Origin of the sequence: Trichococcus shcherbakoviae, assembly GCF_963666195.1 — a bacterium.
In the GTDB taxonomy this organism is placed as follows: domain Bacteria; phylum Bacillota; class Bacilli; order Lactobacillales; family Aerococcaceae; genus Trichococcus; species Trichococcus shcherbakoviae.
This window is the reverse complement of sequence record NZ_OY762653.1, coordinates 2,197,984-2,219,208: the sequence shown is the minus strand read 5'-3', so window position 1 is coordinate 2,219,208 and position 21,225 is coordinate 2,197,984. Positions and strand designations below refer to the sequence as shown.

At 43.4% G+C, this 21,225-nt stretch carries 21 protein-coding genes; 2 read left to right on the top strand and 19 right to left on the bottom strand.

Translation table 11 applies throughout. The features are described from left to right. Positions 1-59: 59 nt before the first annotated feature. From ACKPBX_RS10590 to ACKPBX_RS10575, 4 genes are all read right to left on the bottom strand, one after another. Entirely contained in the window at positions 60-341 is a 282-nt protein-coding gene (locus ACKPBX_RS10590; RefSeq protein WP_319995317.1) for a hypothetical protein, read from the bottom strand. A gap of 94 nt (positions 342-435) precedes the next feature. Then, positions 436-1,134, bottom strand: a complete 699-nt coding sequence (locus ACKPBX_RS10585) for an alpha/beta fold hydrolase (protein ID WP_180687987.1) — start codon at positions 1,132-1,134, stop codon at positions 436-438. Positions 1,135-1,402: 268 nt separating this feature from the next. Then, positions 1,403-2,797 carry an alkaline phosphatase gene (locus ACKPBX_RS10580; RefSeq protein ID WP_319995316.1) on the bottom strand — a complete coding sequence of 465 codons (1,395 nt, stop codon included), beginning with the start codon at positions 2,795-2,797 and terminating at the stop codon, positions 1,403-1,405. A 213-nt stretch (positions 2,798-3,010) separates the two neighbouring features. After that, on the bottom strand, positions 3,011-3,850 hold the full coding sequence (locus ACKPBX_RS10575) for an ADP-ribosylglycohydrolase family protein (RefSeq protein ID WP_319995315.1): 840 nt from the start codon (positions 3,848-3,850) through the stop codon (positions 3,011-3,013). A gap of 121 nt (positions 3,851-3,971) precedes the next feature. Between ACKPBX_RS10575 and ACKPBX_RS10570 the strand changes: the two genes are divergently transcribed. Beyond that, on the top strand, positions 3,972-4,259 hold the full coding sequence (locus tag ACKPBX_RS10570; protein WP_140186801.1) for a hypothetical protein: 288 nt from the start codon (positions 3,972-3,974) through the stop codon (positions 4,257-4,259). Here the strand turns inward: ACKPBX_RS10570 and ACKPBX_RS10565 are convergent, their stop codons facing one another. The 15 genes from ACKPBX_RS10565 to ACKPBX_RS10495 all read right to left on the bottom strand — a co-directional run bounded on the left by ACKPBX_RS10565 (position 4,260) and on the right by ACKPBX_RS10495 (position 20,196). Further along, complete coding sequence (locus tag ACKPBX_RS10565) at positions 4,260-4,865, bottom strand: hypothetical protein (RefSeq protein ID WP_319995314.1); 606 nt, start codon at positions 4,863-4,865, stop codon at positions 4,260-4,262. Between the two features lie 227 nt (positions 4,866-5,092). Beyond that, entirely contained in the window at positions 5,093-5,695 is a 603-nt protein-coding gene (locus ACKPBX_RS10560; RefSeq protein WP_140186805.1) for a TMEM175 family protein, read from the bottom strand. Positions 5,696-5,970: 275 nt separating this feature from the next. Continuing rightward, entirely contained in the window at positions 5,971-6,462 is a 492-nt protein-coding gene (locus ACKPBX_RS10555) for a DUF2798 domain-containing protein (protein WP_233442772.1), read from the bottom strand. A gap of 279 nt (positions 6,463-6,741) precedes the next feature. Next, positions 6,742-7,062: a DsrE family protein gene (locus tag ACKPBX_RS10550; RefSeq protein ID WP_140186809.1), complete on the bottom strand. Its 321-nt coding sequence runs from the start codon at positions 7,060-7,062 to the stop codon at positions 6,742-6,744. Positions 7,063-7,079: 17 nt separating this feature from the next. After that, the gene (gene rsgA, locus ACKPBX_RS10545) at positions 7,080-8,156 is read right to left on the bottom strand and encodes a ribosome small subunit-dependent GTPase A (protein WP_319995313.1); all 1,077 of its coding nucleotides are present in this window, start codon (positions 8,154-8,156) and stop codon (positions 7,080-7,082) included. Between the two features lie 33 nt (positions 8,157-8,189). Further along, positions 8,190-9,110: a Fic family protein gene (locus tag ACKPBX_RS10540; protein WP_319995312.1), complete on the bottom strand. Its 921-nt coding sequence runs from the start codon at positions 9,108-9,110 to the stop codon at positions 8,190-8,192. 307 nt (positions 9,111-9,417) lie between these two features. Further along, on the bottom strand, positions 9,418-11,022 hold the full coding sequence (locus tag ACKPBX_RS10535) for a phytoene desaturase family protein (protein WP_319995311.1): 1,605 nt from the start codon (positions 11,020-11,022) through the stop codon (positions 9,418-9,420). Further along, positions 11,015-11,977, bottom strand: a complete 963-nt coding sequence (locus ACKPBX_RS10530) for an SDR family NAD(P)-dependent oxidoreductase (RefSeq protein ID WP_319995310.1) — start codon at positions 11,975-11,977, stop codon at positions 11,015-11,017. The genes ACKPBX_RS10535 and ACKPBX_RS10530 overlap by 8 nt, the downstream gene beginning before the upstream one ends. A gap of 4 nt (positions 11,978-11,981) precedes the next feature. After that, positions 11,982-12,440 carry a nuclear transport factor 2 family protein gene (locus ACKPBX_RS10525; protein WP_319995309.1) on the bottom strand — a complete coding sequence of 153 codons (459 nt, stop codon included), beginning with the start codon at positions 12,438-12,440 and terminating at the stop codon, positions 11,982-11,984. Positions 12,441-12,855: 415 nt separating this feature from the next. Continuing rightward, complete coding sequence (gene pflB / locus ACKPBX_RS10520; RefSeq protein ID WP_319995308.1) at positions 12,856-15,126, bottom strand: formate C-acetyltransferase; 2,271 nt, start codon at positions 15,124-15,126, stop codon at positions 12,856-12,858. Positions 15,127-15,382: 256 nt separating this feature from the next. Next, a complete protein-coding gene (locus tag ACKPBX_RS10515) occupies positions 15,383-16,711 on the bottom strand; it encodes an MATE family efflux transporter (protein ID WP_319995307.1) in 1,329 nt (442 codons plus the stop codon). A 252-nt stretch (positions 16,712-16,963) separates the two neighbouring features. Further along, positions 16,964-17,752 (bottom strand): glutathione-dependent disulfide-bond oxidoreductase, encoded by a 789-nt coding sequence (gene yghU / locus ACKPBX_RS10510; protein WP_319996431.1) that lies wholly within the window; start codon positions 17,750-17,752, stop codon positions 16,964-16,966. Positions 17,753-17,916: 164 nt separating this feature from the next. Then, complete coding sequence (locus ACKPBX_RS10505) at positions 17,917-18,738, bottom strand: hypothetical protein (protein WP_319995306.1); 822 nt, start codon at positions 18,736-18,738, stop codon at positions 17,917-17,919. Between the two features lie 196 nt (positions 18,739-18,934). Further along, positions 18,935-19,624 carry a DUF4367 domain-containing protein gene (locus tag ACKPBX_RS10500; protein ID WP_319995305.1) on the bottom strand — a complete coding sequence of 230 codons (690 nt, stop codon included), beginning with the start codon at positions 19,622-19,624 and terminating at the stop codon, positions 18,935-18,937. 68 nt (positions 19,625-19,692) lie between these two features. Next, positions 19,693-20,196, bottom strand: a complete 504-nt coding sequence (locus ACKPBX_RS10495; protein ID WP_319995304.1) for a hypothetical protein — start codon at positions 20,194-20,196, stop codon at positions 19,693-19,695. A gap of 531 nt (positions 20,197-20,727) precedes the next feature. Here ACKPBX_RS10495 and ACKPBX_RS10490 point away from each other — a divergent pair. After that, positions 20,728-21,102 carry a nuclear transport factor 2 family protein gene (locus ACKPBX_RS10490; protein ID WP_319995303.1) on the top strand — a complete coding sequence of 125 codons (375 nt, stop codon included), beginning with the start codon at positions 20,728-20,730 and terminating at the stop codon, positions 21,100-21,102. Positions 21,103-21,225 lie beyond the last annotated feature (123 nt).

Sequence of the window (21,225 nt, the reverse complement as noted above, 5' to 3'; positions counted from 1 at the left end):
AAAAAAAGACGTCCTGACTAAGGACGCCTTAACTCGATTGATGTTCAGATAACGATGCATCAGTGCGGAAAGGCAATTTCTGCGAGAGTCCATGCGATGATGATTATCCCAACCGGAATGGACAACAACGTCAGCAGGGCTCTATCCTTATATTTGATGATTGCTACCAGCCCCATGATGAAACCGACCACTCCCATCAAGGCAAGAACGGGGGACGGTAGAGGCAGCCTGATTGTAGCCCCAAGCCCAACCATTTTTAAAGCTATCAACACGATGAAAGCCAAAGTCAAACCCGCTGCCCATTTCCCAGTTGTCGTTTTGGACCAAAACTGCATTTTCATGATAGTTTCCTCATTATTCTTCCGTTAGATAGAATGCTGCTACTGATAGATTTTGTTTGGGGACTGGAAATTAGATTTATACGTTATAGCATTTTCATTCATCCAAAAAACGTTGCATTTCCTTGAAGAATTGTTCAGGACGAAGAAGGATTTCACCATGCCCAAAACCTTCAAACAGGGTATCTTTACCGTTCGGGAATGTTTTTCTGATTTTTTTCGCACCTCGCGCAGCCAACTTTTCCTTGCTGCCATACCAACAGGCTACCCTGATCGCATTATAGGGCTCCATTTTATTAAGCTGGTTGAACATGGATGCCGCGTCATAGAAAGCATTTTTCAGGGTCGTTCTGGAGATGCCGGGATATAGAAATGTTTGAAGCATCTTGGGTGTGATCCCCCCAAGTTTCAGAAATCCATTCATCTTGTCTGTTAGAATTTTTTCGCCAAACCAACCGGCTACAATTGACGCCGGTTTGTTGAATATGCCAAGAGACATATCGGCTGTACCGTCCAGGATAATATTCCTGACTGTCACTTTCCGGCGATAGGCCGTCAAAAGTGCAGTGATACAGCCTAGGGAGGATGCATAAATCACGTCTATCTTTCCATCAAGGTGATTCTGAATATATTTTTCAACCTGTTCTGCTTCTTTTTCCCCATCTATATAATTGGATTCCTCTTCTGGATTATGCCCATCGAGCCCGACAGCAACAACAAAATAATGAGGCGTCAACAAAGGAATCTCTTTACCGAAACTCTTATCCCATGTAGTCCCAAGGCCATGGATAAGCATGACCGTCATTTGGTTTTTGTTCCCGAATTCGTGGAATTTCATAACCAAGACTCTCCTTATTTTAGTTTGACGAAAGGAAGGCACCTTTTTTTACATAAGCTATGTACTAAAAAACCAAAACCAGAGTCATTCTTTACAAGATTATAATACCACTTTTAGGACTCATCTAAACTTTCCTTGCCTTGATCCATACAAAAACAAAAGCCTGCAGATCAATTGAATGATCCGCAGGCTTTTAGCTCCTTCATAATTATTCAGCTTAGTCTTATCAGTCGATCAATGTGCGGATGACTTCGGAAATTTCCGTGTTATCCAAGTAAGCGCCCCTTACAGGATCCGTTTCATCGGCAACTTTCTTTAAGATTTCTGCCCCTGCACCCTTCGCAAAGAAAGGAATCAATTGGTTGGTGTGGTTCCCGGAATTCCATGCCATCGTCGGCATCACACCTTCTCCGTTGTTCACCACTTCATCATACACGCCTGCTGTTCCCGTCAGATAGCCGGTCTCATGGTCTCCGGTAACGATCAGCAACGTTTCGCCCCAGTTGCTGTTTTCTTCCACCCATTCGTAGACAGCTTCTACTGAATCATTGAAGGCTGCTTGTTCCTCAATCAGACGTCCACTCTGATTGGCATGTCCGGCCCAGTCGATTGCGCCGCCTTCGACCATCAGGAAGAAGCCATCTTCATCATTGTCCAGTACATTCAATGCGCCTGTTGTCATCACATCAAGTCCAGGTACGTTGTTGTTTTGCTCCACCTCGTAGGCATCAGCTTTTGCATCCCCTCCTCTAGCTTGCTGCAAGGTCGTATAAACTTCCGGCACGCCGATGACGCGGCTTGCTGTTTCACCAATTTGAAGCGCTTCGAACTCCTCTTTGCTTTGGATCAACGTCCAAGCATCATCGATCCCGTCACCGTCCGCATCGGAAACGTCCAATGAACCGTCAACCAATCCGTTCCAGGTAGCTGCTCCACCCACATATCTGTAGTTCGGTGCAGCCGCAACATCACCATTATCGGTATACAGTGGATTTCCGGCACCCATGATGACGTCGGTCGCGCTATCCTTGATCATTTCGTTCGCCAAGAAGCTGTAATCATTGCGGCTCTCGTGGTGCGCCACAAAACTTGCTGGCGTAGCATGGCTGAATTCCACGGAACTGACCACGCCAGTCGCCTTGCCCTGCGCTTCAAAATCTTGTGTCATATGCGTCAAATCTTCTGGCTGCTCATCGACACCGATTGCTGCATCATAGGTTTTCACGCCAGTTGACATCGCTGTACCCGCAGCGGCAGAGTCAGTCGGGTTGTTCATCAATGTGTTGAAGTTTTCCCAAACAGTAGCAGGATCATATACACCTTCAGCATTGTCTTCCGTCGTCAAATCTCCCAGCGAATAAGTGCTCAATGCCAATTGTGTCGGGAAGTTTTCGTACACTTGCGTGCCTGCTTTCCCTTCGGTATAGTAATCCGTCGCTAAAATTTGGTTGTATCCCCAGCCATCGGAAATCATCAGAATGACATTCTTGACATCTTTGCCGTTGCCGGTCAAATGCGCATCGTTGTTTGAGGCAGCCATAACCGGAACAACCGTCGCTGTGCTCATAACCCCTGCCACCAAAGCTGCCGTAATTGATCTTCTGATTCTTTTGTTTACCATCTGTCAATTCCTCCTCATATCGCATACCCAAAAACAGCCTGCTTGTTTCTTTCGCTTTCTATTTCAGTTTACTCCTCGAATGTCATTTTCTTGTTAACAGTATTTATGTTTTCTGTAAACTTTGTGAAAAAATAATTAATCCCAACATCGAATTAGGAGGACGCAAAAAGGAAAGCCTCAGATCAACTATTGATCCATAGGCTTTCCTTTTGGTTACTGATTTCTGTCTTTTATGAACCGAACCCACTCCTCATAAACCGAAAGCAGTTCCACATCAAAATAGCTCAATGCTCGTTCTTTAATCTGTTCCGGGATGCCGTAATAGGCTTCCGCAATCGCACCGGCAATGGCGGCCAGTGTATCGCTGTCTCCGCCAAGCGAAACAGCATTGCGGATGGCATCCTCGAACGAAGTGGATTCCAAGAAGGCCACTATCGCTTGAGGAACCGTCGCTTGGCAATCCGTTGTAAAGCTGTAGGAGTCCCTGATTCCATCAAGTGTGAAATTCAGCGGGTAATACTCGTCCGCAATCCTGTTTTTGATTTCGTCTTTCGAAGCACATCTTCCTGCCATAAAGATCGCTGTTGCCGTTGCTTCCGCACCCTTCAGACCTTCTGCGTGATTGTGTGACACACCGGTTACGGTTTCGGAAAGATCCTGAATCTCCTTTTGGGTTCTACCGACATACGCAACCGGGCTGATCCGCATGGCCGCCCCGTTGCCGTAACTGTTGTATGGCTGAGGATCATCGCTGATGATCCACTGGAAGAACGCCCGGCTGAAGCCGCAATCGGGGTAGCTGCGCCCCAACGCTTGCATATATTGGATGCTCATTTTCTCCAGCAAGATATAATATTCGTTGTTCCGTTCCTGCCCCTTAGCCACAGATTCCAGTGCCTTCTCCGTTTCCATCAGTGCGTTGGCAACAGCGAGCGTCATGATGCTATCGTCCGTCATCCGGCAATCTTCCGTGAAAAGTTCAAATTCCTTGTCTTTATGGTTATGCCATTCGAAGCGGGAACCGACGATATCCCCGATGATTGCACCCAACATAGGAAGTCCTCCTTCTCAAAATCTGTGCATTTATTAACATTGAGAAAATAACTATCTACATATCATCCACACATTGAAGATGTATAACTATATTAATTAAAGTTAACAAGGAGATGACCCTATGAATTGCTGCAAAAACAATAACCCAGAAGATAAGAACCTCCCAACAGAATCCGTGGATCAGCAGAATACCCATGACCACAACGACGCAAAAACATCGAAGTACAGCCACAAAAACCACTTTCTGCACTTAGCCTTATGCTGCGGATTGCCACTGTTGTTGCTGGTCGGTTTGCCGTTGGTCGGCTATCAAGGAATCCTGCTGAGCATCGCGCCGTTCATCTGTCCTATCATGATGTTTGTGATGATGCCGATGATGATGAAAGGACACAATCACAAGGAGAAATAATCAATAGACTTTCAAGTCCTTGAAAAAGCCTTCCGTCCCTTCTTCAACCCATAATGCGATGGCGCCTTCCATGTCTGGTCCGTGTTTCAGGTCATTGACCACCAATACGGGATACTTCGAATTATTCACGTACAATTCGGCATGTTCGCCGTCCACTTTGACCTTCAGATTGATCCATTCATCCAGGCCAATGTCGGCGTAGGATTCGTACTCGCCTGGGCTTTCGGCCCTGAATCTGTCGAATTTGTAGTCAGGGTATGAGAAATATTGTGTGGATCGGTTCCTTCTCAATTGATTTTCATTCCTGCCGTTCGTAGGGCGAATATACAACGATTCAAAACGCTCATTGTTTTCATCGATGCGGAACGCAATTCCAAGGAAACCTCTGGCGAATTCAGGCGCGTCCGGCAAAAGACGGCTCAAAACCTTCACTTCGATTGTGCCATTCTTAAAGTTAGTGCCTATCACTCGGGCATACGTCGGCTCATCAAAAGCTTCTATTTTCGGATCTTTCGTAACCCTAAGCACTTCCGTTCCTTCAAAATCTAGGTTGTTGATAAAGGAATTAACTGCGATAAAGTTGTCTACTTTCATGGCTATGTACATACTCTATTCCCCTTTGAATGATTTATTTGTGCTGCTCTTATAATCAGTCTAGCACGAATTTTGAGGTTGTAAATTACGCACAAAAAAGTAAGTATGGAAAAAATGGACGCAAGGACAGTCAGAAATTCAGATTGTCGTTGCGTCCTTTTATGTTGCACTGGAATTCAGCTATTCACTCAAACAATGCCGCTCCTGAATCATCCAACTTGATGGATTGAAACTGTTATTTATTTTATTGTTTTTCCATCCTTTTCGGTGCTGTACAACATATTCTCAATTCGCCTATCAGGGATTAACCAGAGCATTGCCAAAATAACGTATAGTGCCTGGGCAATCCAAGGTTGGATGATTGCTAACCCGGAAGCGGTCAGATAAACCAACATGGATACTTTTCCCTTAGTGTCATTTCCGATGGCTTGTTTGAGCGTAGAACTTCGCTGTTGAGCATTGATTATCATTTTTTGAAGCACATGATAGGCAATCGATGCCATAAGCAACACTATGCCGTAAAGTGCTGCAGGTACCTTTGCAGAAGGGTTTGCCCCCATCCATCCCGATGCGAAAGGAACAAGCGATAACCAAAAAAGCAGATGATGGTTTGCCCAGAGAACAGGACCTGTCACCTTTTGAAGAGTATGCAACAGATGATGGTGATTGTTCCAATAAATCCCGACATAAATAAAACTCAGTATGTAACTTAAGAACGTTGGAAATATCAACAAAAGTGCCTCTATCCCTTTCCCCTCCGGTATCTTTAATTCCAGGACCATGATGGTGATGATAATTGCCAACACACCATCGCTGAAAGCCTCAAGCCGATTTTTCCCCATAGCAATTCCCCTTTTGTATAAACTATTGAATGATTATTTCGTCGCTGCCTATAATCTTCATTTTAGCTGTGGATTCTTATATATTCATTTTACCACTTCTGTAATCAAATGCTTAAGCCCTTGCATTTGATGTCATTGATTGAACTATCCAAGCAATCCTACTACGATAGCTTACAAATCAACCAGTGTTGCTCAATCAATTCATCAGCATAAAAGTTAAAAAAGTACCTTCACGAAGAAGATACTTTCCCGTATATTCAGACATCCCTATCCCGTTAAGCTGCTAGTTCACTGTTGCCTTTCGCATCCTTAATCTGATGCAACTTGAATAAAACCGTTCTGGCAATCGGTTGGGCGACCAATGCTTCTATCGCAAACGAAATGGCAAAGTTGCGCGGCCATTTGTAGAAAAATGTCCGGATCGGTTCGATTCTGACATGTCTGCTGCCGATCCATGTGCCGACTACGGTCATGAATATCGACATCAGAAAAACTGTGCACAGGATATTCACAATGACATGTGCATTGAAGCTATTGCCTTCTTTAACCAGTTTGCCGGTCATCAACTCAGCCGGTTTGTACGTAATCAAAACAAGTGCGATGACGCTGCACCAAATCAGCGGAATCACTTTCAATACATCCATCCACACGTCCATACGGAATCCCATTTCAAAGAAAGTAATCAACGGCGCAATAGTATTTACGGAAATCATTGATATGATCTCCAAAAACAGCGCGAACTCCTTCTTGTTTCTTGGCAACTTCATATAAAACTCCATCTTTTGTTTCCCCATTTCTTTTATTTCGAAATTTCAGGCAAAAAAAATGCGTGAGATCACAAAAGTGATCTCACGCTGAACCATTATACGCGTTGAAATTTCTATAATTAATATTATTATGATTTACCAGGAATTTCGCAAGCATATTTTTAAAAAAGTTTCACCTTGTCTGACCGTAGCAATCCCGCTTTTTCTGCCTTAAGGATTTATGCTTCTGCACATTTTCGACTACATAATGTGCAGAAGCGTTTAGATTCTACTGATTTTTCAGAAAGTAACGACCTTATCCGCCCACTCAACCATCTGGACGCAATCGATCATTGTGCTGATCGGGCAAACATCCGAGCCTTCCATATGGCGTGACTTCAGACAGGTACCGCAAGCCAATATTTCGCCGTCCAACTCGTCAAAAGCTTGTACTTGTGCGGCTACATCGTATTTTTCGTGGGTCATGTTTTCGATTTCGACGGCTTCGCCCATCAGGAAAACTTTCACTTCATGTCCGGTCTTCTTCGCGGTCACGGCGAACCTCATGGCGTTCCAAGATTTTTCGTATTCCTTTGTTTCGATGATGATTCCTAATTTCATTGCAATTCCTCCAACTTTTATTTTTCCTTATTTTTTGACTTAGCGAATTTCCTAGCATTCTTGATGCCGCCGAAGTCGGAAAACATGGTGCTGATTTTCTCTTTTTCAATCTGTTTGGAATTCATGCCCTCATACTTGGCTTCCTTCTTGAGCTTCAGGTAGCTCTGCAGCCGTTCTTCGGTCAGTATGCCTTCCGCTATCGCCTTCCTGACCATGCAGCCTGGTTCATTTTCATGCTTGCAATCTTTGAATTTGCATTGTTCCGCCAATTCATCGATGTCGACAAACGTCCTCGCCAGGTTCACGCTCTCCAAACCGAGTTCGCGCATGCCCGGCGTATCGATGATGCAACCGCCCGTCGGAATAAGGAACAGTTCCCGATTTGTGGTCGCATGCCGGCCTTTGTCATCTCTTCTGATTTCCCGCGTCTTATTCAGGTCTTCCCCAAGGATCCGGTTGATCAAGGTTGACTTTCCCACGCCGGATGAGCCGATGAAAACGACGGTCTGGCCCAGTGTGATGTATTTCAGGACGGCCGTGTATCCGTCCTCGCTCAGGCTCGAAGTGACCAGCACATCGACCCCGAAAGCGATCGTCTCGATTTCACGCAACTTTTCCGGGATATCCGCGCACAGATCCGCTTTCGTCAGCACGATCACCGGCGTTGCCCCGCTGTCCCACGCGATCGCCAGGTAGCGTTCCAGCCTCCGCAGATTGAAGTCATTGTTGAGCGACATGCAGATGAAGACAATATCGATGTTCGCTGCCACAACCTGGACGTCATGCGCTTTTCCGGCTGCTTTCCGGATAAACACGCTTTTCCTTGTCAGTGTGTGGTGGATGATGACATGGTCCTGGCTTCCCTTATTCCGGTCGATCATCACAAAGTCGCCGACTGCCGGATAATCCGACATTTCGACTGCAGCATGGCGCATTTTCCCGGATATTTCGGCCAGCATCTCCGATTCAACGGTCGCAACCCGATACAATTCCTTGTATTGCGCGATAACTCTTGCCGGATGCAGGTCCGGATAAAGGGTCGCCTCCTGCGCGAACCTGTCCGTGAATCCCAAATTTGTTAATTTGTCAGGCATTTTCTTCCCTTCCTTTCGAACAAAACCGCTTTGTCATTCCAGAACAGTTAGCCACAACTTTTCCGACTCAATCACGAGTTCCGCTACAAATTTTATGAAAGGTCCGTAATCCATGGTCGTGTGGGCGTGATCAAGCACCTTATAGTAGTCAGCACGATTTTCGTTTTTGATGATGATTGGTGGATAGCCGGATTTCATAAGTTCAAAGTTCAACAACAACCGTGATGTCCTGCCGTTTCCGTCAATGAACGGGTGAATTTTCACGAATTCGCCATGCAGTAAAGTCGCCCGCACAACGGGGTGATAACCTAGCCATTCGTTCTGATATTCGGCAATCAATTTTTGCATATATTCGCTTATTTGATAATGTTTCGGCGGAATATGCTTTGCACCACTGATTACCACATTCTCGCTCCGATATTTCCCCGCATTTTGATTATCAATTTGCTTCAGAACCAGTGCATGGATGTTCTTGATGTTCCATTCGGAGAGCGGTTCTTTGTCGGAAACTAGTTGTTCGATGAACAGAATGGCGTCGCGGTGATTGATGATTTCCAGATGTTCGACTAGGCTTTTTCCGCCTATCGTTATCCCTTCGAGAACGACTTTCGTTTCTGACATGGTCAGTGTGTTCCCTTCGATCGCATTGCTGTTGTAAGTCCACTCAACGATCAGTTTTTCATGGAGAGAATCCGCCAATCCCTTTGAAAACGGTCTGTGTCTATTGATGGTATCCATCGCCGTATCGATTTGGCTGAAATCGTATCCCAAGCCGAGATACTTTTTTTGTTCACTTTGCCTTGCATCCACAGGTTTGTGCGCATCAACAGGGATCGCCCAGTTCCGACCGATTTTGACTGCCCCTTCAATCCGACCTTCTTGGCAAAGTCCCCGAATCCTGCGTTCGCTTATGTCCCAATTGTTGCTTGCTTCTTTTGTGCTGATGTATGCCATATTCGCTCACCTCAATTCCATTTTATGCTTCCTAGTGTTGAAAAGCAATATCATTCCGACATCGGAATGATATGTAATGAACAGTTGGTGGAATTCCAGCTCAACAAAGTAAAAAGCGAGAAATGGTTCAAAACCCATCTCTCGCTTGATTCTGTTATCGGTTGCTGAATGTGACCTCGACACTCCCTCGTCCCAGCGCTTGGGAAAATCACCAGATAATCGGAACCGTACAGCATCAAATCCCCGGCTTTGGTGCTGCAACTGATTACACAATATTTCTGTGTTAGAAAGTTAAATCATTTGACGCTTACTTGTGTTTTTTAATTATCCTGTCAGCAGCTAATTTACCTGTAATGATACATGTGGGTGTTCCGGCTGGATTATAGGCCCATTGCCCTACTTGATAAACATTCGGAATAGGCGTAAGCACTGATTTGTTCACTTGCTGCATTTTATAAACAACCGGAATCGGGGCTTCAAATGACCATCCTACTATAGCCCCGCCAGTACTCCCGACTCGGTTTTCAACACTTAAAGGTGTAAAGGAAAATTGCTTCTCCACTTTGTCTTTTAACTCAGGGCATAAACTTTCAGAAAGCACACTGATTATCTTATTTTCGATTTCCCTTCTGAACTCCTCATACCAGCCAGATTCTTCAACTTTATAGAACAATTCCGCCTCCATAAGCAGGCTGACTATCAAACCCGTTTTACCTTCCGGGGCCAAATCAGAATCTCTCATAGCCGGGATGGCTATTTCATAAGTGTTGTATTCCAGGAAACGATCCAACCAGGAAAGAACTTCTTCTTTATCCGTCTCTCCCCATTTTTCCAGGATTCCCTTAAGTTCACTCTTGTTGATGTTGCCCAACCCTTTTCTGGAAGGTGTGTAAAATAGGTGCCCATTGAAGGACTTCTTAAAATAAGACACCGGCAAATCAACTTCCAAATAGAGCGAGAAGACAGATTCGCTAGGCCTGCCTTTTGCCATCAATGCCTTTGTTGTTTCAAACTTTTCCCTTATTTTTGGGGCCAGGTTACCCAGACTAACAATAGTGTAAAAATTTTTTAGGTCTGCAGCCCAAACAAGGTCTTCATAATAGTATTCGTTGTTGTTCTCATCGACAATCACCTGTTGGTCGGCATGGATTTTCTTTATAACCGTATTCGGGAGTATGTCACCATTGAACGCTTGTATTTTTTCCACCAATGCTTCGGCAAGCTTGCCTGTCCCCCCTTTTGGGTACACATAGCTGCTGTACAACGTGAAATAACTCAATGCAAAAAATGTTGGTGTGCTTTTGAAAAAATGTTGTGAAATGATATCGATAAGGGACGGATCTTTAATAAGCTCCTTGAGATCCTCCTCGCAGGGTTTGGAAAGCTTTTCAATCCTGCTCATTGCGAACATGAACTTCGGCAGCCATGGCAAAAGTTCTTTTAAAAAATATGCTTTGTCTTTCTTGATATCTTTAAATAATGGATTATCGATGCCATAGATGATATCGATCAGCTTCATTATTCTGATCATGACTTCTATGAATTTATCGATATCCTCTACGCTATCGGGATATAGGCTCACCAACAAATCTCTGTATTCGCCAACAGAATTTGGGCCTTCGATGCCGATGATTTTATCCTCAACGCCAAGGGAAACCTTGCTTGAGACAACCTCAATATCAAGCTTCAAGTCTTTCAGCATCGCTAAAACGACTCCTAAAATGGCTCTGGCTCCAGCATCAAAAACAAAACCATCCCTTTCAAATGAGTTTACCAATCCACCAAATTCAGCATTTTTTTCTATAAGCAAAATTTTCTTGCCTGCTTGAGAAAGAAACACCGCAGACGTAAGCCCGGCGAGTCCTCCACCTACAATTATGGCATCATATCTTTTTTGATCAGCATTATTCATTCAAATTCCCCATTTTCAAACTTATTTCCCACAGAACTCTTGCATTTTCAACATCCAACGCTGGTGGAGCAGGTTCTTCAAGAGTTGTCAGATTGAAAAATTCACCACTGCATGTTTCCAGCTCTTCAGAAACCCCTATATAGTATATCGCCTCTGCTGCAACCGAAACAGGGTTTAACGTTTTGTCCAACACATTCTTCTTGAACCACTTGTATAATGGACCATTATCCTGTCCTGTGGCTGTTTTTACAGCTCCGGGATGCATCGCATTGATGGTTACGCCCGATCCTCGGAAATACTCTTCAAATTTTATCATCGCTAATAGTTCAGCGATTTTGGCTGCACCGTAGCTTTTCAAACCGGAATAACGTCTTTTTGACCAATCCAAATCATCAAAACGCATCCCCCAAGCCGCAAAGCGGTGCCCTTCTGAGTTTACCAAGATGATACGGCATTTCCCCTGGGATTTTAGTTTCTCTTTTAAGATGTCGTTCATGATGAAAGACGAAAGGTAATTGACCATAAAGACTTTCTCGATTCCAGTTGAAGTGATTTGTCGCTTTGTAAGATAAATGCCAGCATTATGAATGATGATATCAATTGGTCTCTCAAGCTCCAGCAAACTATTAGCCGCTTTATGTGTATCAGCCATGCTGCTGAAATCAGCCAAAATATAATCACACTTTACTTTGTACGCGCTCTCAATTTCATGTTTCAAAGCTTCTGAGCGCTCTTTGTTTCTGTTGATGCAAATCAAATCCGCACCTTTTGAGGCAAACTTTTTAGCAACGGCATAGCCGATTCCAGAAGTAGCACCCGTTATGACAACCAGCTTGCCCTTGCAATCATCCGCACAAATCAATGGACTTTTGGAGTTATTTTTTATCATGGCCAGCACATTCGACAGACGATATTCTTTAAAATATTTCCCGAATTTTATCCCATTATTTTTCATGTTGTCACCCAAATTTTTTCTTCATGAATTTTCTGTATTTTTTACCGAATGACGGGATGTTATCAAATATATCTCCCCACAGATCATAATAATCTCGTTGCTCAATAATTTTATCCTGCTCATTTATGGTTAACCGTGAAAGACCGTATAAGATGGAACTGGGATATTTCTTATAGCTGATTGTCATCTCCCATTCGATGAATATATCATTCCCCTGTTGCACAACTTTAACTAATTTCATATTCAAATCTTTTGAGCGTTCTGTCAGTCTATCCGTCATTTCCTTGAATTCCACAATACCTCTGATCTCCTGTATTGTATCTTTAAAGTAAATAGTATCGTCATAGTAAGGTAAGATGTGTGACCAATCAGGCTTCCCATCAGTATTGTAGGTTTTTGACCAGAGTTCTTTTACAAGTTCCAGCGTGAGTCTGTGCTCTTTTTCCGTTTTAAATTCTTCCATATACATCGTCTCTTTCAGCATATTTTGAATTCTCTATTTACTGTTATTTTAGCATATTGTTGCCAACATCCCTAGTGACGAAGTATCCCGACTTTGACAGTCCACAGTGGGATTGGCGATCAAAATTCAGAAGAGCTGCTCAGCGTGGCGCCCAAAATTGTCGAATACGTGAGGTAGATCCGACACTTTGACACCAGTTTGAGCCGAGATTGTCGAATGTCGAGAAACATTCGACAATTCGACATCTTGCCGGATCGATATTGTCGAATAACTGAGGAACATTAAACAATTTGGCCCCGCCCGCAGTCAAAAAAAGCGAGAATGCATCATTGAATGCATTCCCGCTTTTTTACAGTTATCAAGTTGCTTGTGTTAATGACCTTACCGCAAAGACAGTCTCTGTTTATTATTTTATTTAGAATGAACCGTGGATAACGCGTTCCAGCAAGTCGGAAATTTGTTCTTTCGTTGCTTTTGCTAACTCCAACGCATATCCGGATACACGGATGGTAGCTTGTGGATAGTTCTCTGGATTTCTCAACATTTCTTCTAGGCCTTCCTTAGAAAATACGTTAACGTTTAAGTGATGTCCGCCATCTTTTCCAAAGTATCCGTCCAATAACATCGATAAGTTCTCTACTTGAACGTCACGTTCTTTTCCTAATGCTTTAGGATGAACTGCCCACGTATAGGAAGAACCATCTTTAACGTCTTCAAAATCAATCGTACTTACTGATTTCAACGCTGCCAAAGCACCTTTGTAAGGGCTGCTGTAGCTTGGGTTAGCTCCTGGAGACAATGGCGTGAATGCTTCTCTGTAGCCTTTGTACTTCGCATCTTGTCCACTGAATAGAGCACCTGTTGCTTTTCCGTAAACGATATTTGAAGTAATTGTCAAAATAGAAGTCGTAATTTCAGCATTACGGTAAGTAGGTTGAGCTTTCAACTTGCCGACAAATTTCTTGATCAGCATGTCGGCAATTTCATCAGCCTCTTTTTCGTTGTTACCGAATGTCGGGAACTGATCGCCTTCAACAACATAGTCGACCGGGAAGCCCTCTTCGTCACGAACGATACGGACTTTAGAATATTTAACAGCACTCATTGAGTCAGTTGCCAATCCAATACCAGCAATACCTGTAGCCATCATTCTGTGAAGTTTAGTATCAAGCAAACCAAATTGAACAGCTTCGTATGCATATTTATCGTGCATGTAGTGGATGATGTTCAATGCTCTAACATAAGTTGTCGCTACCCAATCCATGACGACATCGATTTTTTCCATCAGTGTGTCATAGTCCAAGTATTCATCTGTGATCGGTTCTAGGCCATCGATAACTTTACTTCTGTTTTTCTCATCGTAACCACCTGTAACGGCATAAGTCAGAATTTTAGGAAGGGACGCTCTGGCACCGAAGTACTGGATAGAACTACCAGTATCTCCTGCTGTTGGGCTTACGCAGCAAGCGATTGAAACATCATTACTTCCATAATAATGACGCATAACATCGTCATTCTCATATTGGATAGCACTTGTATCAATACTTACTTTTGCACAGAAATCCTTGAATCCTTTAGGAAGCTTTTCATTCCACATCAAAGTCATGTTAGGTTCTGGTGCGTTCCCCATATTATAGAGTGTTTGCAAGAATCTGAAGGTATTTTTTGTAACCAATGAATTGTTGTCATCAAGCATACCAGCAAATGTCAATGTTGCCCAAGTTGGGTCTCCTGCAAACAAAGCTTCGTATTCTGGTGTTCTTAGTTGACGAACGATACGAACTTTCATTACCAAGTGGTCGATCAATTCTTGCGCTTCTTTTTCAGTCAAAGTGCCTTCTTGGAGATCACGCTCGATATAGATATCCAGGAATTCTGCAATACGCCCTAAACCTTGTGCAGCACCATTGTCTTCTTTAACCATAGCCAAGAATCCTAGGTAAACCCATTGCACTGCTTCTTGTGCATTTTCTGCCGGTCTGCTGATATCGAAGCCATAAATTTTGCCTAATTCAATCAGTTTGCCTAATGCACGATATTGCGTTGAAACTTCTTCGCGCAAACGAATGTCTTCTTCAGTATACGTTTTTGCTTGCAAAGCGTTCCAATCATTCAGTTTTTGTTTCTTCAAGTAATCCACACCATACAATGCGATGCGTCTGAAGTCTGGAATGATTCGTCCGCGACCGTAAGCATCAGGTAATCCCGTAACGATCTTATTGCGTCTAGCTATGCGAATGTCATCATCGTAAGCATCAAAGACACCTTGGTTATGCGTTTTACGGTGTTCTGTATAAAATTCATCTAATTCAGGATCAAGTTCATAACCATAAGATTTTAATGCTGTTTCTGCCATACGGATACCACCATAAACGTTCAAGCCACGTTTCAATGGTTTTTCTGTCTGTAGTCCAACGATTTTTTCTAAATCTTTATTGATATAACCAGCCGGATGAGAAGTTATTGTACTGACAACAGATGTATCTGCATCCAAAACTCCACCATTAGCGATTTCTTGCTTTTTAAGTTCTACGATTGCTTGCCACAATTCACTTGTTGCTTCCGTAGGACCTTCCAGGAAACTGTCATCGCCAACATATTCTGTGTAGTTATCTTTGATGAATTCTTGGACGTCAATACCGTTTTGCCATTGAGAACCTTTAAAACCACGCCACGCATTATTCATAAACTAATTCCTCCGCATCTTAGTAGTTTGTTTTTATATTCACATTATACACTATCATGAATGATTTTATAACAGTTATACTAAATTTTTTTAAAAAAGTTAAAAAAGCTGTTAAATAAGGATATTCCTGTTATATAATCAGATCCAAACCTGTATCAATTGTTATATAACTGGAAAATCCTGACGCTCTTCATACTCATTTTATTGGTATGCTCACACTATACGAGAAAAATTACACATTTAATGTCTTACAGATTCAGTCAGGATTTCCATACGCAATGGTTCCCTTTTCGATGGCAGTCGTCAAATAAAGTGCAAATCCGGCAACGATCAGCTCGGAAAGCACAAATGACGACCAGATCCCAGTCATTCCCCAAAGGCTGCTCAAGAGGATTGCCATCGGTACGATAACAGCAAGTCCCCTCAGAACCGAAAGGACAAAAGCTGCCCGTCCCTTTTCGGTTGCGCTGAGGATCATCGCCGTCACGACATTGATTCCGACAAAGAAAAATCCAAGAAAATAGATTTTCATTCCGCTGTCAGCCAACCTTAGAATCACCGGATCATTTTCATTGTTGAACAGGCCGATCAGCGCTTCCGAGTTGAAGAATGTCCCCAGGTAAATCAAGGCAGCGATGAAACCCGCCGTCAACAGTGCATAGCGGTTCACGCGCCGGACCGTCTTGCGATCCTTCAGACCATAATATTTGCTGATGAGCGGTTGTACACCCTGCCCCAGCCCAGTAAAAATCGCGACCGCCACAAAGGCAATATTTGCGACAATCCCATAGGCGGCAACCCCTTTGTTTCCCTCGAGCCCCAAAATCAACAAGTTGAAGGTCGTCAGCACGACTGCCGAGGACACTTCCATTATGAAAGTGGAAGATCCCAGGTTGAGAATGTCCTTGATTGCCGGACGCGTCAACTTGTGCTTCAAAATAGCGGGCCGGGATTTCTTTTTTGCGAAATGGATCGAGAGGATGCCCAGACTGATGATCGGGGCCAAGCTTGTCGCAAAAGCGGCACCGAACATCCCCATTTTTAGTGGGAAAAGGAATATGTAATCCAAAATGACATTCGAAACACTGCCGCCAATCATCGCAAGCATAGCCAGTCTGGGATTGTTGTCGTTCCGGACGAAAGCCAGTACCGTATTGTTCAGGATGAAAAATGGTGCAAACACCATAATCGTGGCCATATAGGCATGTGTCAAAGGCAATGTGACTTCATCGGCACCCAAAATCGATGATAATGCCTTCGAACCGAACAATCCGAGCACAGCGAACAACAAGCCTGCCAGAGTGCCAAGCTTAAGCGCCCCTGCAAAGACCGCCTCTGCTTCTTTGTGTTTGTTCCGGGATTTCAGGATACCGAAACGGGCTGCTCCGCCGATGCCGATCATCAGACCGATTCCGAGGATGATGCTGAAAAGCGGGATGGCGAAATTCAACGCCGCGATCCCGGTAGCCCCCAAAGCTTTTGCGATATAATACGTGTCGGCCAAAATATAGAACGACACGCCGATCATGCCCAAAATATTCAGACTGACATACTTCGAAAAGTCCTTCACTAGTGATTTTTCCATGCTGCTGTCTCCTTCCAAAATAAAAAAGGTGTCCCGGAAACACTCCTTCAAAGACCTACGGAATGTTTCTGAACACCTTGAACTCTCTGCCCGGTGGCAAAAAGAGGGTTATCTATTAGATTGATATCACTTGATTATAATTTTTCGGAGAAAATTTGTCAATGTCGTATTCAAACGGGATGAATGGATACCGGATTAGTTCAGCATTAATAAAGCAACCATCCTTATTCCCCCTTGCACTACTTGCCTAGACTACTCCCCAAGCGGTTGATACTCCGCTGCCAGACCTCTTTTAACACCAGGTCGTTCTGCAATACGCTTAGACCATTCCAAGAGATGAGAGTATTCATCCAGATTTAAAAATTCATAAGATCCTTCATATAGTTTCCCTAAAGCTAAACGACCGTACCAAGACCATATGGCAATATCCGCGATGGTATAGCTATCGCCTGCCACATAAGGACGCTCCTCTAAAGTTTTATCGAGCAAATCCAGCTGACGTTTCGTCTCCATCGTGAAGCGATCAATCGGGTATTGCATAGGCTCGGGAGCATAGGCGAAAAAGTGACCAAATCCTCCCCCAACATAGGGCCCTGCCCCTATTTGCCAGAATAACCAATTAAGGGTTTCGGTCCGGCCATGGATATCAGTCGGAATCAGTTGCTCAAATTTCTCGGCTAAGTATAGAAGAATGGAGCCTGATTCAAAAATTTCCAAACGCGGACTTAGACTTTGATCCACAAGCGCCGGAATTTTAGAGTTCGGATTAATCTCGACGAAATCCGAACCAAACTGGTCGCCTTTCGTAATATTAATAGTGTATAGGTCGTAGTCTGCGCCCTCTACTCCCAGTTCCTTCAGCTCTTCGAACATGATTGTTACTTTGATGCCATTCGGTGTCCCCAATGAATAGAGTTGGAACGGAGCCTTTCCTACTGGTAATTTTTGTTCGAAACGACTGCCGGCTGTTGGACGGTTACCCACTTTATTTGAATTCTCTTCTTCCCACTGCCACACTTTTGGTAGTTCATATACCGCCATCATACCACTCCTCTTAATATTTATTCGTGACTTCATCATACTACTCATGCACCAATGTTCCCAAAATTATGCTTATCCATCTGGTTCAATTGTATTTCGACTGATGCATTATTTGGCCCGGTTTTCCATTTCCAGTGGAAACTATTCTAAATGCTGCATTCAACTCAACTTGCCTTGATCTTAACTTCGATGTTCTTCGCACTGAAAAATAAGCACCCAACCGTAACCGCCGCTATATCGACAAATGTTCTTAACAACAAGTCAGTCAGATCAGCATCAAACACAAGCGGCATGAAGAAGTTAAACAGAAACAGATTCAGACCAAACAACACGCCTCCAACAATCAACGCATTTGCGGCCCTGCTACTCTGCTGAACATGTTTATTGAACCAGTCCAAAACACATGCATTGGTCAGTCCCGTAACTGCGCACCAAATGAGGGTTTCCAATGGTTTTTCCGCAAAGGATGAATAAATATCCAAGACATAATACTGGATCAATCGCCCGATAATAAACAGCACCGTAATGGCAACTATCGCTGGAAAACTGCTGTTTCCTGGCACTTTGCTGTTCCTTTTTGCCTCTTTTCTTCCAAGCATGACTCCTACTAAAGCACCTATGACCAACAGAGAAAAAGTATCAGCCAGGGGATACGTGATTCTGTCAAGCGGTGCGGCATGCGGCAATGGCTCGAGCAGATACACAATCCAAATCAGACTACAGGCAACACTATATTTAAGTCCTTGCACTACCCGACTCCCAGACAACTGGTTGTGTACCAGCAAAAACATCGCTGCTATCAGGGAATAGGCAATAACACCATACACAGAAAAAGCTAAAGGCATCGTACCGTTGACCACAAACAGACTTGGGGGCAAAACAGACTGTTCTCCAGGCGGAATCAACAGCTGTCCAATTATCCTAGAAAAGGTTGTCATCACGCCGATGAAGAGAATCTTGAGTATATATTTAGTCCTTCCTACCACTAGTGCACCTCACTTATTTATCAACTCAGGGGTTCTTTTAGTAAACTTGGCTAGAAGGCTCTACTGATCTCTGTACACTTCGATTATTCCCTATTTTCCTTTATTCAAATATACTCCCCGAATTTCCTCCTCTGTATTCCTATCAAAGAATTATCCCAATACGCTCCATGATGTGTAACTTCCAAATCGCTACAAATTACTTACTGATATTTTTTATAGAACGGGCAATCTGTAAAATTTCTTCATCACTTAACGCTCCAGTGTATATGGTCAATTCTGTATCATTTTGATGCCATGTTAAATAAGTTACATTACCGTGTTTATATAAGTAACCAGTAGTGCCCGAAATATCGACTTCAACGCTGTTGGGCTCTATCATAGGTTCTGTCAGCTTTGATTCAGTCAGTTCAAACACTGTTTGGTTTTTTTTCGCATATTCTAAATATAAAGTATCTTTGACGTCTACAACCGACCAACTAATGACACCTAACCCCACATTTTCGGGTAAATAGGTAGGTTCATAGATTGTAAAATCAGCTTCCGTCTGTGCCTGTTCAAGGGTTAATCGCTCTTCAGGACTACGGCTGAGAAGATATGCCAATGATGTAATCGATAATATAAAGCTAATAACAAGAATTGTTCTGTATGCACGAGGACCCTTATTATCTGCCAGTTTCACCCCGAGCAATGCACCAAACAGTGCGCCAATTGCACCCCCTACTATCAATCCTACATTACCGACAGCTTCAGGACCAATACTACCTGCGTATTCGAACTCAGTCAGATAGTTGCCCCCTATAGCCATGCCAATGAACGTACCGATAAAAAGTCCGATTTCAAGTAAAATAACGCCTCCCATGAACCCATAGATTATTTTACGCATCATCTCAATCAGCTCCCTTCTTCCTCAACTAATTCCAGACAATTCCAAGGATCGTTATTCTTATTTTTCACTCAACTTTTCCGGTGGCCGACAATTAGTTTATATACCGGAATGGAGACAAATGCCAACGCAATGAAAACCAGTCCTACAAACATGAGGACATTGGCTTGATAGTGCCAATTTCCCCACATGTTCAAGTCCTCAAAGGTTCCTCTTAAGGACGGATCCGTTGCCGAAAGATCGAAATCGGATGTATAGACCATTCGAACCCATTTATTTATCAAAACGTATAATCCGATATTGGCAAAATAGGAAACAGCAATGACTGCAAAGTTCAATATAAATTTCTTCGTTTTTTCCTTTTTCGGACTGTTCTCCTCGTCCAAATCCCGGGATATTCCGATAAAGATTTTGACAAGGCTGAAGGCTGCATATGCCAACAACGTTAAAGAGAATGACCGCAGCAAAGCCAATGGGTCTGATGCCAGCAAATTTGTTGCGATTGTCCCGGGGGCCGCGAACACATTCAGAATTCCAGACACAAAAAGCATTGTTGATACTGGATTCTCTAGCATAAAATCAGATGCTCTTTTTTTAAAGCCCAATAATATGCTGATAAGCAAAATGAGGAATATTTGGATTGGCAACGTATAAAAAGTTCCTGCCTGATCTCCAAAGCTGATGAAGAATAGAATGGGTATGGAAATTAGCAAAGGACGCCACTTGAATTTTCGATTTTCCATTGTTTCTGCCCCCTTTTTGATCTATCAGAAAAAAGAAAAAGGCACCTTCAGGTCGTGTGCGATTAAAATACACCCTTTGAAAATGTCGTACATAAGCTATCAAATTCTATTCTCAAGTCTGTAATTTGCTTGATGGAAATCTGGAACGTATAATTTAATTAGGTATTCACAACATAGTTGTCCATCCCTATGGTTATTATTATACGTCTTCATCCAGATATATATCAAAGTTTAAACCGATCGAAAGACCGTGCCGCCTGACTCATGCCTGAAATCAGGACCGTGCGGTGGAACTTATTCAATCTTGCAGATCACTAGCTATCCGGCTCTTCCGAATAAAGTATGATACATGGAGGCAATTTTATGGCTGAGCAAGTAACCGTTGAAACATTGAAGGACTTTCTGGAAGCATTCAACCGTCACGACCTGGATTCCATCATGAGTTATTTCGCAGATGATTGCATCTTCTATATGCCCCGAGGCGCCCGTCCACGGGGTGATAAATATGTCGGAAAAGCGGAGGTTAGAGCAGGCCTGGCAAGTCGATTCGAGGGTATCCCGGATGTGCATTATGGAAATGATCAGCACTGGATCTGCGGTGATTTGGGAGTATCGGAGTGGACTCTCACCGGTACGACTAAATCAGGTCAGCAAATCGAGGTGCGAGGGGTTGATCTGCTCGAGTTCGCTGGTGGAAAAATTATCCGCAAGGATTCTTTCTGGAAGATACTGGAGTGATGGGCGAGGTTTGACCGGATAGCAAAGGTGATGGAACCGGGGATTTACTCTGTATATGGTAACCCGTCAGATGAATTGAGAGAAGTATTAAAGGGCTTTAACGGTGAGTATATGTCGCCTATC

Excerpts from the sequence above, each read along its gene's own strand:
- ACKPBX_RS10590 (WP_319995317.1), bottom strand. The coding sequence starts at position 341 with ATGAAAATGCAGTTTTGGTCCAAAACGACAACTGGGAAATGGGCAGCG.
- ACKPBX_RS10585 (WP_180687987.1), bottom strand. The coding sequence starts at position 1,134 with ATGCTTATCCATGGCCTTGGGACTACATGGGATAAGAGTTTCGGTAAA.
- ACKPBX_RS10580 (WP_319995316.1), bottom strand. The coding sequence starts at position 2,797 with ATGGTAAACAAAAGAATCAGAAGATCAATTACGGCAGCTTTGGTGGCA.
- ACKPBX_RS10575 (WP_319995315.1), bottom strand. The coding sequence starts at position 3,850 with ATGTTGGGTGCAATCATCGGGGATATCGTCGGTTCCCGCTTCGAATGG.
- ACKPBX_RS10570 (WP_140186801.1), top strand. The coding sequence starts at position 3,972 with ATGAATTGCTGCAAAAACAATAACCCAGAAGATAAGAACCTCCCAACA.
- ACKPBX_RS10565 (WP_319995314.1), bottom strand. The coding sequence starts at position 4,865 with ATGTACATAGCCATGAAAGTAGACAACTTTATCGCAGTTAATTCCTTT.
- ACKPBX_RS10560 (WP_140186805.1), bottom strand. The coding sequence starts at position 5,695 with ATGGGGAAAAATCGGCTTGAGGCTTTCAGCGATGGTGTGTTGGCAATT.
- ACKPBX_RS10555 (WP_233442772.1), bottom strand. The coding sequence starts at position 6,462 with ATGAAGTTGCCAAGAAACAAGAAGGAGTTCGCGCTGTTTTTGGAGATC.
- ACKPBX_RS10550 (WP_140186809.1), bottom strand. The coding sequence starts at position 7,062 with ATGAAATTAGGAATCATCATCGAAACAAAGGAATACGAAAAATCTTGG.
- rsgA (WP_319995313.1), bottom strand. The coding sequence starts at position 8,156 with ATGCCTGACAAATTAACAAATTTGGGATTCACGGACAGGTTCGCGCAG.
- ACKPBX_RS10540 (WP_319995312.1), bottom strand. The coding sequence starts at position 9,110 with ATGGCATACATCAGCACAAAAGAAGCAAGCAACAATTGGGACATAAGC.
- ACKPBX_RS10535 (WP_319995311.1), bottom strand. The coding sequence starts at position 11,022 with ATGAATAATGCTGATCAAAAAAGATATGATGCCATAATTGTAGGTGGA.
- ACKPBX_RS10530 (WP_319995310.1), bottom strand. The coding sequence starts at position 11,977 with ATGAAAAATAATGGGATAAAATTCGGGAAATATTTTAAAGAATATCGT.
- ACKPBX_RS10525 (WP_319995309.1), bottom strand. The coding sequence starts at position 12,440 with ATGGAAGAATTTAAAACGGAAAAAGAGCACAGACTCACGCTGGAACTT.
- pflB (WP_319995308.1), bottom strand. The coding sequence starts at position 15,126 with ATGAATAATGCGTGGCGTGGTTTTAAAGGTTCTCAATGGCAAAACGGT.
- ACKPBX_RS10515 (WP_319995307.1), bottom strand. The coding sequence starts at position 16,711 with ATGGAAAAATCACTAGTGAAGGACTTTTCGAAGTATGTCAGTCTGAAT.
- yghU (WP_319996431.1), bottom strand. The coding sequence starts at position 17,752 with ATGGCGGTATATGAACTACCAAAAGTGTGGCAGTGGGAAGAAGAGAAT.
- ACKPBX_RS10500 (WP_319995305.1), bottom strand. The coding sequence starts at position 19,624 with ATGATGCGTAAAATAATCTATGGGTTCATGGGAGGCGTTATTTTACTT.
- ACKPBX_RS10495 (WP_319995304.1), bottom strand. The coding sequence starts at position 20,196 with ATGCTAGAGAATCCAGTATCAACAATGCTTTTTGTGTCTGGAATTCTG.
- ACKPBX_RS10490 (WP_319995303.1), top strand. The coding sequence starts at position 20,728 with ATGGCTGAGCAAGTAACCGTTGAAACATTGAAGGACTTTCTGGAAGCA.